General features: G+C 66.2%; 14 protein-coding genes and 3 pseudogenes. 8 read left to right on the top strand and 9 right to left on the bottom strand.

Translation table 11 applies throughout. The annotated features are described in order from the left end of the window. Positions 1–128: 128 nt before the first annotated feature. Positions 129–893, bottom strand: a complete 765-nt coding sequence (gene ddaH / locus VET27_RS04615) for a dimethylargininase (RefSeq protein WP_526515580.1) — start codon at positions 891–893, stop codon at positions 129–131. A gap of 310 nt (positions 894–1,203) precedes the next feature. On the opposite strand from ddaH, the pseudogene VET27_RS04610 reads away from it, so the two are divergent. Beyond that, a pseudogene (locus tag VET27_RS04610) lies at positions 1,204–2,206 on the top strand (class I adenylate-forming enzyme family protein); the annotation flags it as partial. Between the two features lie 43 nt (positions 2,207–2,249). After that, positions 2,250–2,552: a hypothetical protein gene (locus VET27_RS04605; RefSeq protein ID WP_526515578.1), complete on the top strand. Its 303-nt coding sequence runs from the start codon at positions 2,250–2,252 to the stop codon at positions 2,550–2,552. 26 nt (positions 2,553–2,578) lie between these two features. On the opposite strand, the pseudogene VET27_RS04600 reads toward VET27_RS04605, so the two are convergent. Beyond that, positions 2,579–2,899, bottom strand: a pseudogene (locus VET27_RS04600) (nuclear transport factor 2 family protein); the annotation flags it as partial. 41 nt (positions 2,900–2,940) lie between these two features. Here VET27_RS04600 and VET27_RS04595 point away from each other — a divergent pair. Both VET27_RS04595 and VET27_RS04590 read left to right on the top strand, forming a co-directional pair. Continuing rightward, positions 2,941–3,593 (top strand): annotated as a pseudogene (locus tag VET27_RS04595) (acyl-CoA dehydrogenase family protein); the annotation flags it as partial. Positions 3,594–3,673: 80 nt separating this feature from the next. Next, entirely contained in the window at positions 3,674–4,252 is a 579-nt protein-coding gene (locus VET27_RS04590; protein WP_526515576.1) for a YdcF family protein, read from the top strand. Here VET27_RS04590 and VET27_RS04585 read toward each other — a convergent pair. Continuing rightward, positions 4,249–6,111: a fatty acyl-AMP ligase gene (locus tag VET27_RS04585; protein WP_526515574.1), complete on the bottom strand. Its 1,863-nt coding sequence runs from the start codon at positions 6,109–6,111 to the stop codon at positions 4,249–4,251. The genes VET27_RS04590 and VET27_RS04585 overlap by 4 nt on opposite strands. Before the next feature lie 101 nt (positions 6,112–6,212). Between VET27_RS04585 and VET27_RS04580 the strand changes: the two genes are divergently transcribed. Then, positions 6,213–6,935, top strand: a complete 723-nt coding sequence (locus VET27_RS04580) for a hypothetical protein (RefSeq protein ID WP_526515572.1) — start codon at positions 6,213–6,215, stop codon at positions 6,933–6,935. A 77-nt stretch (positions 6,936–7,012) separates the two neighbouring features. On the opposite strand, the gene VET27_RS04575 is transcribed toward VET27_RS04580, so the two are convergent. Then, on the bottom strand, positions 7,013–8,038 hold the full coding sequence (locus VET27_RS04575) for an NADP-dependent oxidoreductase (protein WP_526515570.1): 1,026 nt from the start codon (positions 8,036–8,038) through the stop codon (positions 7,013–7,015). 117 nt (positions 8,039–8,155) lie between these two features. Here VET27_RS04575 and VET27_RS04570 point away from each other — a divergent pair, with 117 nt between their 5' ends. Then, entirely contained in the window at positions 8,156–8,545 is a 390-nt protein-coding gene (locus VET27_RS04570; RefSeq protein WP_526515568.1) for a TA system antitoxin ParD family protein, read from the top strand. A gap of 7 nt (positions 8,546–8,552) precedes the next feature. After that, complete coding sequence (locus VET27_RS04565; protein ID WP_526515566.1) at positions 8,553–9,131, top strand: ATPase; 579 nt, start codon at positions 8,553–8,555, stop codon at positions 9,129–9,131. Positions 9,132–9,149: 18 nt separating this feature from the next. Here VET27_RS04565 and ripD read toward each other — a convergent pair whose 3' ends face one another. The 5 genes from ripD to VET27_RS04540 all read right to left on the bottom strand — a co-directional run bounded on the left by ripD (position 9,150) and on the right by VET27_RS04540 (position 11,683). Continuing rightward, positions 9,150–9,749, bottom strand: coding sequence for an NlpC/P60 family peptidoglycan-binding protein RipD (gene ripD, locus VET27_RS04560; RefSeq protein ID WP_526515564.1), 600 nt, complete (start codon positions 9,747–9,749; stop codon positions 9,150–9,152). A gap of 170 nt (positions 9,750–9,919) precedes the next feature. After that, complete coding sequence (locus VET27_RS04555; protein WP_526515562.1) at positions 9,920–10,243, bottom strand: ScnB; 324 nt, start codon at positions 10,241–10,243, stop codon at positions 9,920–9,922. Continuing rightward, a complete protein-coding gene (gene scnC / locus VET27_RS04550) occupies positions 10,240–10,950 on the bottom strand; it encodes a thiocyanate hydrolase subunit gamma (protein WP_526515560.1) in 711 nt (236 codons plus the stop codon). The genes VET27_RS04555 and scnC overlap by 4 nt, the downstream gene beginning before the upstream one ends. Next, a complete protein-coding gene (locus VET27_RS04545; RefSeq protein WP_526515558.1) occupies positions 10,947–11,261 on the bottom strand; it encodes an SH3-like domain-containing protein in 315 nt (104 codons plus the stop codon). Before VET27_RS04545 ends, scnC begins: the two co-directional genes overlap by 4 nt. Beyond that, positions 11,258–11,683, bottom strand: coding sequence for a hypothetical protein (locus tag VET27_RS04540; RefSeq protein WP_526515556.1), 426 nt, complete (start codon positions 11,681–11,683; stop codon positions 11,258–11,260). The genes VET27_RS04545 and VET27_RS04540 overlap by 4 nt, the downstream gene beginning before the upstream one ends. A 154-nt stretch (positions 11,684–11,837) precedes the next feature. Between VET27_RS04540 and tenA the strand changes: the two genes are divergently transcribed. Then, on the top strand, positions 11,838–12,515 hold the full coding sequence (gene tenA / locus VET27_RS04535) for a thiaminase II (protein ID WP_526515554.1): 678 nt from the start codon (positions 11,838–11,840) through the stop codon (positions 12,513–12,515). Positions 12,516–12,576 lie beyond the last annotated feature (61 nt).

The following is a 12,576-nucleotide window of genomic DNA, read 5'->3' as shown; positions in this document are numbered from 1 at the left end:
GTGAGGACCCACCGGATGCGTCGGGACCGAGTCGTGTCCTTGATCAGCCGTTTCCAGACGTACACGTGCATGAGCCCGAGGATCGGGCTCAAGATGACGATGAACATGCACGTCCTTTACCCATTGAGTCAGCGAACCCGCACGCTCAGGCATGTGACGCAGCCCTCGAGCTTCTCGTACTCCGAGACGTCCACGGGTTCCAATCGGTAACCGCGGTCGGCCAACAACGCCGCCGTCTGGGGGGCCGCAGAGCTCATCAGCAGCAGGCCGTCATCGAGGATGACCACGTGTGCGCCCGGCTCCTCGGGTACGGCGAGGAATGACGGGAACAGGCCCGGATCGTCCACGACGGGCTCGTACCCGATCACGGTGCCGTCGGGCAGTGCGGTGATCGCGCTCTTCAAGTGCAGCGCCTTGGTCAGCGGCACGGCGGTGACGGTGTATCCGCGGGGAGCGAGGATCCGTGTCAGCTGCTCGATTGCCGAAGCATCGGTGGTGCCGCTGAGGCCGACGTACACCCGGGATCCCACCTTGAGCACGTCACCGCCATCCAGAGTTCCCTCGGTGATCGCCGTCGCCTCCAGTCCAAGTTCGTCGATCGTTCGTTGCACCGCAAAGATTTCCGGATTGCGGGCGGGCTGACGCGGATTCGTGATGACTGCCAGATCGCCGAACATCACCACCGCGTCCTCGACGAAGACGCAGTCCGGCATGGCGTCGTCGCCGTCGATCGTCACGGTCGGCCATCCGCTACGGTGTAGCGCCGCGACGTAGCCGTCCCATTGCCGCTTGGCCAGCTCGAGGTCCAGTCGCTGACGTTCGATGAACGTCACGATGCCGTCGGCCAGGGTCTCTGCTGGCCGACAGACCAGTGCATATGGACGATCAGGCATTCTGTGTCACCACGGCTTCCGAATTCGTTTGGGGCGCGGTTCTTCCCGCTCCGGCCATCGTCCATACTCGAAACCCGGCCCGTCAACCGCGGAGATGGTCAGCGAGCGATCGACGACTCTGGGTAGAGCCATGCGGGCGTCGCTGCGTCGCCGCGCCCCTGACGGGAGAAGATCGGACGGTGAACGAACCACGTCCGACGATCCCAGAACTCCTCGAGCGCAGCGTGCGCGAGTTCGGCGACCACACCTACGTGGTCACGCCGACCGATCGGCTCACCTACGAGGAGGCCGAACGACGCTCGGCACGCCCGCCGCGGAGGCCGAGGTCTCCCCCGCCGACGTCGCCATCATGGTGCACACGTCGGGGTCGACCGCAGACCCGAAGGGCGTCCGGCACACCCACGGCACCCTGATTCGGCAGACGTCGACGTGGCCGATGGCCATCCGGGCGGTGCCGGGTGAAGAAGGCCCAGCCCGGATCCTGTGCGCGATGCCCTTCTTCTGGATCGGTGGCCTGCTCGCCGTCACGGGGGCCCTGCACGAACCGATCACCCTGCTCGTCATGCCTCGACTGGATGCAGGAACCGCGCTCGATCTGGCCGAACGCGAGCAGACGACCGGCATCGTGGGGCTGGCCGACCTTCACCCAGCGATTACGCGAGCATCCGAGCTTCCCGAGCCGGGATCTGACCAGTGCGCCGATGCTGCGCGAGGGACCGCTGGACATCGCGATGACGAACGTTCCCGACGGATTCCCCGTGCACCGCAACATGTCCGAAACCGCAGGCGGCTTCGCCTTCACCGACATCGTGATCGTGGCCGAGGACGGCGAACCCGTACCCGACGGCGTCACTGGCGAGCTACTCATTCGCGGCGTCGGAGTCATGGCGGGCTACAACAAGCGCGAGCGCGGGGACACCTTCACCGAGCTCATCAAGTCAGCCGGCGCGAACGTGTCACCCCTGGAGGTCGAGTCCGTCATCGGGGAGTTCGCCGGCGTTGCGCAGTGCGTCGTCGTCGGCATCGACGATCCCGTTCGGGGCGAGGAGGTATGCGCCGTCGTGGTGCCGTCATCAGCGGACGTCAACCTGAAGGGGCTTGCCGATGATGGGCGCGAACAGCTTTCCGGCTACAAGGTTCCGACACTCTGGGCGGTCGTGGCGGTCGACGAGATCCCGACCCTGCCCAGCGGGAAATTCGACCGAAAGGCACTTCGCGCGCTCGTCGGCGAGGGTGCGATACCGAGCCATCGACCCCGAGACGTTGGTGCGGGTGTGCGGCCGGAAGCACCAGGAGAAGCGTCGTCGGGTTAAGCTGACCCGGGTCGGACGAGTGGTTTGGAGCCAAATGATCAACGTGAAGCGCGGGATAATGGTCTTCGGCTGTGCCGCCGCGTTCGTTGCCGCGCCACTGGTCGCTGCCTCGCCGGCTGTTGCCAAGGACTGCCCCTACGGCACGGTGCCCACCAGGTTCGAGGGCGTCTGCTCACCGGGCCAGGCGGGCGGCTTCGGCGCCCCTGGCGTCGTCGTGCCGCCGCAATCGTCGGTTCGCGGCGCCGTCGTGGACCCCAACTTCAACGGCTACGGCTCGGTGAACGGCATCCCATGCACCCCCGGCAACGTTGGCAAGTGCATAGCTCTGCAGCAGAGCCAGGGCTGATTCCCACGCGCCAGCGGCGTTGGGAATTATTCCCGGTAGTCGAAGTCCACGTCTGCCAGCAGCCAGAACTCTGCGATCTTGCCGTCGCGCAGGTGGTAGAAGTACGCGACGTGTGAGTGGTGTTCGACACCCTTTTCGATCAGCTTTGCCGAATAATGGAATCGGAGCGCGAACTGGTCCTCCCCCGGGATGAGATCGGCGATTCGATAGCTGGGATCTGCGAAGTGCGCACGGTCCCAATCCAATCGGTGCACGACGTCGTCAAATCCGAGTTCGACTGAGCCGTGTGGACTCTCGTGATGGCCGACGACGTCGGGCAGGTAGAACTGCGCACGTCGCTCGAATCGAGACGCATCGAGACCCGTTCCATCAGTCGGTTCGCGAAACCTTCATTCCGCGCGAAGCACCAGGCCTGCAGATCGACGACGACTGCGATGGCATGGGCCAGCGGACCACCGCTTCGGGCGCCGTCACCCTGGACGAGGTACGGGTGCCCGCTGATCACGCCGTGCCCTTTTCCCCGATCTTCATCGAGCCCACCGTGTACGGCGCGCCTACCCAGTTGCTGCACGCCGCCATCGACGTGGGCATCGCTACCGGCGCGCTCGCCGAAGGCGTCCGCCAAGCCGCGAAGGCTCGCCCGCACTTTGAGGCGCGAGTGCAGTCCGCCGCCGAGGACCCCACCCCTCATTCAGGTGGCCGGCGAACTCTTCGTCACCGTGCGCCGGTGCCCAGGCGTTGCTTGCCGACGCGGCCCGCCAGGTCGACTCCGCACACGCCATCCTGACCGCAGACACGACTGCGGCAGCGTCGGTTGCCATGGCCGTCGCCAAGGTGGCCGCAGTGCGCGCCGCGCTGGAGGCGTCGTCCCCACTGTTCGAACTCGGAGGCACCCGCAGCGCGTCGGCGAGCCCAAATCTCTCCCGTTACTGGTGCGACACACGTACCCACACCTTGCACGATGCGACTCGTTGGAAGATCCAGCGCATCGGCCGTTACGCACTCTCGAGCACCAGGCCGCCGCGGCATGGACAGATCTAGGACTTGATCGATCGGCGCGCAAGCGCGCGCACCACCGCAGTAACATGGGTCCCATCTGTCACGCTAGTTGCGGAGGGTTCATGCGGAGCCGATGGAAGAGCGGAGCCGGCGCCATCGCGATCGGCACGGCGGTGGCAATGGGTGGGGTCGTGCCCCTCGCGCAGGCAGCGCCGCCACCTCCCGCCGTCAAGGACTTCTCGAAGCCGGCCATCGTCATCCTCGGCTACGGTCTCAACCCGAATGGCACGATGCGGACGATTCTCAGGCGTCGGGTTCTCACGGGCCTCGCGGTGGCACAATTCTTCCCACAGTCGCCGGTGATCGTGACCGGAGGCAACCCGCAGAGCGGCAATACCGAAGCCGGGCAGATGCGAAAGATGTTGCTGTTGCTCGGCATTCCCGACAACAGAATCATCGTCGAAGACAGGGCCAACAGCACCGTTCAGAATGCCCAGTTCTCGGTGCCCTTGGCGAAGCAGGCGGGTACCTCGGGAATCGTCCTGGTGACGTCCACGACCCATCAGGGGCGGGCAGACGGAGACTTCGCCGACGCGGGTGGCAACCTCCTCGCGACGGTGAGTTACCCGGACGGAGATCCAGCCGTCAACATCGCGCAGTTCGCGCGTGATGCGATGAGTCCGTTCATCGGTCTCGGTTAGTCGGGCCAAGCGTCGCCGAGGTACTCGGCCCGGCAGGCTCGGCGAGCGAGCTTGCCACTCGTGGTGCGCGGGATGGCCCCGGCGGGTAGCACCTTTACGTCGTGGACCGGTAGGTCATGGTGTCGCAACACTTCGGCTCGGATGGCGTCGAGCGCGGCCGCTGGATCGGCGCGGTTGGTGCCCGCCGCACGCTCGGCAATGATCACCAGGCGCTCGCCGCCGACGGCGCCCTCGGGATCCCGAACGCCGTCCGCGGGGATCGAGAACGCCGCCACGTAACCCCGCCGCACGATCGGTGAGGCGTCGGCCGCGGTCGCTTCGATGTCCTGCGGGTAGAAGTTGCGGCCGTCGATCACGATGCGGTCGGCGATTCGACCGGTGATGTACAGCTCACCGTCGAGGTAGACCCCCAAGTCACCGGTGCGCAGCCAGTCGCTCCCCGACGGTACTCCCCCGGCGTGGCTGCCCGTCTCCAGTCGGGATGCCAGCCTGGCGCCGAACGTGCGACGGGTCTCGTCTGGCAGGCCCCAGTAACCGCGGCCAATGTTGTTGCCGTACAACCACATTTCGCCGACCCGCCCGTCGGGCAGCTCGTCACCGGTCTCGGGGTCGACCACCGCTGCCCACTCGCTGCGAGCAACCTGACCCGACGACACCTGCGCCACCGCGTACGGGGCATCGGGCGCGACGCGAACCGCATGACCGGCGGCGAGCTGGTCGCGATCGAAGTAAACGACCGTCGCCTCGGCCGTGGGGGCGGTGGTGGAGACGAACAGCGTCGCCTCGGCGATGCCGTAAGAGGGTTTGATCGCAGTGGACCGCAATCCGTACGGCGCGAACGCCTCGTTGAACATGGCGATCGCATCGATGCTGACCGGTTCGGAACCGATGATGAGCACGACGTTGCTCAGGTCGACTTCGTCTCCCGGTGCGGGTAGCCCACGCTGCGCCGTCCACTCGTAGGCGAAGTTGGGTGCCGCGGTGACGACGTTGCCGCGCCGCGACCCGTCGGACAGGGCATGGATCCACCGCTGCGGCCTGCGGATGAACGCCGTCGGCGACATCAGCGTGGAGTGTCCGCCGTAGACCGCGGGAAAGCCGATCATCGACAGGCCCATGTCATGGTAGAGCGGTAACCAGCTGACGCCGTGGGTGTTTCGGTTGAGCAGATCGATCGACAGGATCATCTGAATCAAATTCGTGCCGACCGCCCGATGGGTGATCTCCACGCCGACGGGCGGGCGCGTCGAGCCCGAGGTGTACTGCAGGTGGGAGATGTCGTCCACGCGGATCTCGACCGGGGCGAAGGACTCTCCTTCCGAGTCCGCTATCCGGTCGATGACCGCGATCCGTGGTCTCTGTGCGCGCGGAAGCTTGTTCAGAAACGACTCCACGGGATCGAGTGTTGCGGCCGTGACGAGTACGACGGTCGGCCGCGAATCGCGAAGCGCCGTATCGAGACGCTCGGCATGCCCCGGCAGTTCGGGCGCGAAGAGTGGCACGGCGATGTTCCCGGCCTTGATCGAGGCGAAGAACCCGGCAACGTAGTCGATGCCCTGCGGCGCGAGGATCGCCACCCGGTCCCCCAGGGACGACGCCGCTTGGAGATGCGCACCGATCGCGCGCATGCGGACACCGAGCTGCGCCCAGGTCAGCTCGACCGCCTGGCCCGCGTCGGAGCGGGTGAAGTCGAGGTAGCGATATGCCACGGCGTCCCCGACGTGGGCGATGTTGCGGTCGATCAACGAGGGCAACGTGACGCCCGGCGGCAGCGCGACACCACCGTCGGGGGTGAGGCAGTCCTCGATGCGCAGCAGCCCACGGGGGGCAACGAACTCCTGCTGAGTACCGCGAGGCATGGCGTCATTCTATGCAGCTCAAGGGATTGCAAAGCCGTTGCGTTGCCACCGAAGACGTGAGCATCGCCACGTCGGTACTCCGGTGGTCCTACAGTCGGGACGTGGCGAGAACCAGCCCGGCCGGAGACGAGGTCCAGCTAGCGGCCGAACACGTCTGGGCGACGGTGGCACAACTCGAACGCCGCATCCAGTCGCGCTTCGGTGAACGCGGATTGACCAAGGCCGTGCGTGACCTTGGTGAGCTCGTCGTGTCGGTGCAGAGCGAGGCGGGTCAGTCTCGCGAACGCCTTCGACGCACGACCCTGACCGCCCGTGCCGTCGGCGTCGTGATCGTCGTGGCCACCGTCGGCGCGCTTGGCTTCGGCCTGCGCTCGGCCGTGCTCAACGGGCTCGCCAACACGGCCGACTGGGTGCCGCTCGTCGAGAGTGTCGTCAACGATCTGGTGTTCGCCGCGATTGCCCTGGTCTTTCTCTGGGCCATCCCCGAGCGCCTGGAGCGACGTACGCTGCTGCGTCTCCTTCACCGACTGCGCTCGCTTGCCCACGTCATCGACATGCACCAGCTTTCCAAGGATCCGGAGCAGGTCAGCCCGACCTATGTGCCGACCGCGGAGAGCGTGCGGCACGGACTGGACGCCGACCAGCTGCATCACTATCTCAGTTACTGCTCGGAGATGCTGAGCCTCACGGCCAAGACCGCGGCGTTGTGTGGCGAGCACAGCGTCGACGGGGTGGTGCTGGAGAACGTCTCCTACATCGAGACGTTGACCACCGAGCTGTGCAACAAGATCTGGCAGAAGATCTCGCTCCTCCCCCGCAACTAGGTCGGCTCGTTGATGCTCACCGATGATGAAGTGGCACAACGGATCTGACCCTGAACGCCGCCTTTCTCCGACCGGCCTCAGGCCGCGGTGGGCTCGCCCACCTTGACCAGCATCTTGCCGATGTTGGCGCCGGTGAACAGCCCGTTGAGCGCGTCGACGCACGACTCGAGGCCCTCGTAGACGGTTTCACGGTGGACGAGTAGGCCCTGCTGCTCCCACCGGCGCAGCGCGGCGAAGGCCTCATCGAAACGGCCCCACTCGTTGAGTGCGTTGAACCCCTGCATCGACGCGGTCTTGGCCAGGATGTTGACGTAATTGGCCGGCCCCGGGTGCTCACCGGTCAGGTAGCTGGAGATGACGCCGCACAGCACGACCCTGGCCTTGGCCGCCAGACGTCCCAGAACGGCGTCGAGGATCGGCCCGCCGACGTTGTCGAAGTAGACGTCGACCCCCCGCGGGCAGTGCAGTTTGAGCGCCGCCGCCAGATCGCCCCGGCGGTAGTCGACGCAGGCGTCGAAGCCGAAGTCCTCGACGACCGCTCGGCACTTGTCCGGGCCGCCCGCGATGCCGACGACCCGGGCCCCGGCGATCTTGGCGATCTGTCCGGCCACCGACCCGGTGGCGCCTGCTGCGGCCGAGACCACCACAGTGTCCCCCACCTGGGGGCGGCCGATGTCGTTCATGCCGAAGTAGGCGGTGGCGCCCGTCGGCCCGTAGATCGACATCACCGCCAGCTGATCGACCTCGTCCATGCCGGTGACGGGCGTGCAGAAGACGTCGTCGCGGACGATGACGTACTCCTGAAAGCCCGAAAGCGTGGTGACCACGTCGCCGACGGAGTACGCGTCGCAGCGTGACTCCACGACCTCCCCGATGCCGGCCGCCCGGATGACTTCGCCCAACTGGACGGGAGGCAGGTACCCCGGTTGGTCGTTCAGCCACGTCCGCGCGGCGGCATCGATGCCCACGTACGTCGTCCGGACGAGCGCTTCACCGTCGGCCGGCCGGGGCGCCTGGGAGACGATCAGTTCGGTGTCGGCGGGGTCGACCAAACCCTTCGGCCGATGACGCAACACGATCTGGCGGTTCGTCGGGTCGGACACGATGGTGAAACTACCGAAAGTCCGAGCCTCGCCGGGCGGGAAGCGGGAACCCTTGTCGAAGGAAACCGTGTAGCACTCTGCTACCAGGTGTAGCATTCTGTAACAGGAGGTACTGCCATGTCTAAAGTCGGAGACCGCGTTACCCGTTTCTCCGCCGACCTCGTGGACAGCGCCGAGGCCGAGGGCGTGCGCCAGAGCCGATCGGCCAAGCAGCAACTCGACCACTGGGTTCGGGTGGGGCGTGCCGTGTCGAGCCAGCAGACCGCCTCACGTCGTCGGGTCGAGGCTGCGATGGCCGGCCAGTTGCCGCTCAAGGAGCTGACCGTCGAGGAGGGCGTGGTCTTCAACGCAGAGATCTCGGCCGGCATCGAGGAAAGTTTGGCCCGTACCGACTACGGGCGCGTCCTCGCGGCCCACGGCGTCACGACAGTGGCACTCAACGAGGACGGTGACATCGTCGAACATCGTCCCGACGGAACGTCGGTCGTGCTGACCGGCACCCCGTGACCGCGGTGTGAATCGCCTCGACCTGGTCGTCGGCCCCAACGGCGCAGGCAAGTCGACCTTCGTCGAGCTGACCCTCGCGCCGCTCCTGCCAGGCAGTGTCTTCGTGAATGCCGACGAGATCGCCAAACAGCGATGGCCCGACGCCCCAGCCTCTCGTGCCTACGATGCCGCGAGGATCGCCGCCGCCACCAGGACGTCGCTGATCAACCGGCGAATGTCCTTCATCGCCGAGACGGTGTTCTCACATCCCTCGAAGCTGGAGCTCGTGGCGGCCGCCCACGCCGTCGGCTACACGGTCGTGTCGCACGTGTTGATGATCCCCGAGGACCTTGCCGTCGAGCGTGTCCTGTACCGGGTGCGGGCGGGTGGGCATGCCGTGCCACCGGACAAGATCCGGGAACGGCACCGTCGGCTGTGGTCGCTGGTCGCCGAGGCCGTCCCCCGGTGTGAGGGCGTCGTAGTCTACGACGGCAGCGGTGGCCGAGGCCCCCGCATCGTCGCCCAGATCAGCGGCGGGGACGTGATCGGCGCACCGTCCTGGCCCGCGTGGGCGCCATGCGAGCTGACGACGCGTTGGCCCGCCTGATCAGGCCCATCACGGACGTCATGCGATGATGCGGCCCAGGTACGGGGTCATGTTGTTGGTGCGGACCGGTGAGACCTTGACGACGGGATCGGTGGCCTCCAGCATCTGGCCGTTCCCGATGAACAACGCGACGCTCTGGGCGCCGTCGGGACCGTAGAAGATCAGGTCGCCGGGAAGCGCCTGGCTCGGCGCGACCTTCTGGGCGACCTTGTACTGCTCGCCCGAGGAGCGTGGCAGCTTGATCCCGGCTCCCGCGAAGGCGTAGACGACGATGCCGGAAGCGTCGAAGCCGACGACGCTCGGAACCGGGGCCGGGGTCGAACCCAGGATGGTGGAACCGGGAACGCCGCCGAAGATGCTGCTCGGATCGGTGCCGGGCGTGTTGGCGCGCTGTTCGGTGGCAAGCACGTCGGCTCTGGAGTCGCTGCCGAGGGTGGGACCGTTGGCGTCGCCGCCGCCGTAGGAGAACGGGACGCCCCGTTGCGAGAGTGCGCGCGTGATCACCAAGTCGACGGCCTGCTGGTTGCGTGCGGGCCGCGTTTCGGGGTCTGCGGTCGCAAGCCCAGGGGTCACCGCCAGCAGGGCCAGGCTGATCGCGAAGGCACAAATGCGTCTCATCGGAATTCCATCTCTCTTCGAGCTATGAGTCCACTTCTACTACCTTCCAACCTCGATAACCCAATTGCAGAGTGGCTCAACGCCAATGAGCCGCCATACCGTGACCGAACGGTGACGACCGAGCGTGAGTTCTTCGACGCCAGGTTCAGCGTCTCGGGTCGGTTCGCGACTCATTCCTTGGTGAGGCGGCGGCGGATCAGCTTCATTCTGGCGGCCAGCTCGTCCTGGCTGAATGCCCCGCGCTCCATCAACGCGTGTGCGGTGATCACCACTGATCGGGTGTGCACCGGGAGCTCCTGGTAGACCGACTCGCCGAGTTCGTCCTCCGCGTGCCGCCGCTCGAGGTTGTCCAGAGCGCCACGCCAGGAAAGGCACTCGCAGGTAGCCTGCATGCTCGATTCCCAGGGGTTGGGTTTGCGGTCCAGCTCGGGCAGGGTGGTCGCCCTCTCGACGCCGGAATCCATGCCGTTGAGAACGTCGAACGGACCACTCATGCAGACCTCGAGGAAGGAGGCTCGGTGGCCGTCCAGTTCGGGTCGGGTAGCGCGACCCCGATCATGGTGTCGCGGGTGATGATGGCTTCGAGTTGCTCGACGGACCACCCCTCCGTGCCCGCCGGTCGCATGGGCATGACCATGAACCGCGATTTCTGGTTGGAATCGTGCACGCGCACGTCGACGTCGGCAGGGAGGTGAAGTCCGAACTCGGCGAGCACTTCTCGGGGCCAACGCACCAGCCGCCGCCGGTAGTGCGGGGTGCGATACCAGTCCGGGGACATCCCGAGCACCGGCCGCGGATAGCACGAGCACAACGTGCACACGATGACGTTGTGCACCTCGGGGGTGTTCTCCAGCACGTAGAAGAACGTGTAGTCGCTGGGTGTCCCGGTGCCCGTGGGGTCGTTCCAGTCGATGCCCACCTCCTTGCAGGCCTCGGTGCCGTCGGCGAGCAGACGCGCCTTGAACTCGGGGTCGGTCCACGCCTTGGCGACGAGCTTGGAACCGCCGTGCGGACCGACCTGGTCGGCCCATTCCGAGAATCGTCGGTGATCCTCCTTCGAGAACAGCCCCTTCTCGATCGCCAGTTCGCGGATGGCGAGTTCGAGAACCTCGAATTCGCTTACCACTCCTCCGGATTGGATCGGAGCGTGCGCATCGTCATCGTGATCATGTCCGTGATCGTGCTCGTGGGAATCGCTCACTTCGCCTCCTCGTCGGCGTGCTCCAGCCAACGTTCGGAAATCTCGGTCTCCAAGGTGTCGACCTCGAATCCCGTGTAGCGGGGCCACAAGTCCACCTGCCGAAAGCGGACGACGTAGAACGGCTCGAACCGACCGCCGTTGGCGCCGTTGTCACGACCCCACGCCTCGTCCTCGGGAATCACCCAGTCCGGCCGCAACTCCACCACCGTCCCCGTCTTGCCGCGAGTGAAGGCCTGTGTGCGGGTGTGAAACATGCTCGTCGCATCGCGGACCGTCACCCGATCACCGATCGCATACTTCCGCTCGCTCATCTCGCCGCCTCCAACCGCGCTCGCACCTCATCGAGCTTGGCCGACAACTCATCCGGAGTGACGAGGCCCTTGGTGATCAATGTCTTCGCCGCCACGGTCGCCCACCGCGCGTAGTACGGCAGTCCGAAGTACAGCGTCGCCCCGAGGTCGTTCTCAGCCCGTCGGCGTTCCTCGGAGTTCCACACCCCACGCCACCCGAGGCACTCGCACGTGACATAGGTGTTCATCTCCCAGTCCTCCTCGACCTTCTCCAGATACGGAGACGGCATGTCGGGCTGGCCCCCGACGTCGTGGAGCACGTGACTCAAGGCCGCGTACGTGGCGTTGGAGATCTCGTATGGAGAATCCAACGGATCGCGCAATACGGGCGCGATGTTGGCCACCGAGGTTTGAAGGTCGTCGAAGCTGTGATCCGAACTCATGCTGCCCCTGACCGGCATCGACCAAGCCAACTGTCCAAGTGTCGTAGATTAACATCGCGACTTTCGGGCAGCAACCCCCAAATGCGTTGGCGCCGCCGGGTATCGGTTACCGAGCTACGGCTCCGGGGGCCGCGCCCGGGTAGGTTGCATAGCCATGAGCACGCAACCACAGACCTGGTCCAATCGGCTCTGGGACGAGATCGAGCCGACGTTCGCGGCCATTCTCGCCCATCCCTTCGTCACCGGTCTGACCGACGGCACGCTCGACACCGACTTGTTCGCGCACTACGTCGCACAGGACGTCCACTACTTGCGCGACTATGCGCGCGCCCTGGCCATCGTCGGCGCCAAGGCGCCCACCCTGAAGGACACGGCGATGTTCGCCCGGCACGCCGCCGACGTATTCGACGTCGAGCTCAGTCTGCACGGCACCCTGCTGCCCGCTCTCGGCCTGGATCCCGTCACGGTTGTTGGGGCGCGGGTCATGCCGACCACGCAGGCGTACACCAGCTACCTGCTCGCCACCACCTACGGCGGGAGCTTCGCCGACGGGCTGGCCGCGATCCTGCCGTGCTACTGGATATACGCGCGTGTCGGAGCCGCGCTGCTCGAGCGTGGCTCCCCCGATCCGCGGTTTCAAAGCTGGATCGACAGCTACGGCGGAGAGGACTTCGCGGAGACCGTGGCTCAGGTGCTCGGTCTGACCGACCACATCGGATTGCAGCTGAACCCGACCGAGGAGGCAAATGCCCGCTCCCACTTCGTGACGACGGCACGCTACGAGTGGATGTTCTTCGACGCTGCGCATCGCCGCGAGGACTGGCCCGTCTGAGCCCGACGGTGACGATCTTCGGGTTCGCCTGACTCCGGCCGCTGCGCGGAGGACGATGCGA

Origin of the sequence: Mycobacterium sp., from assembly GCF_035633495.1 — a bacterium.
GTDB lineage: Bacteria > Actinomycetota > Actinomycetes > Mycobacteriales > Mycobacteriaceae > Mycobacterium.
The sequence above is the reverse complement of the archived record's forward strand: the minus strand, read 5'-3'. Positions and strand labels throughout refer to the sequence as shown.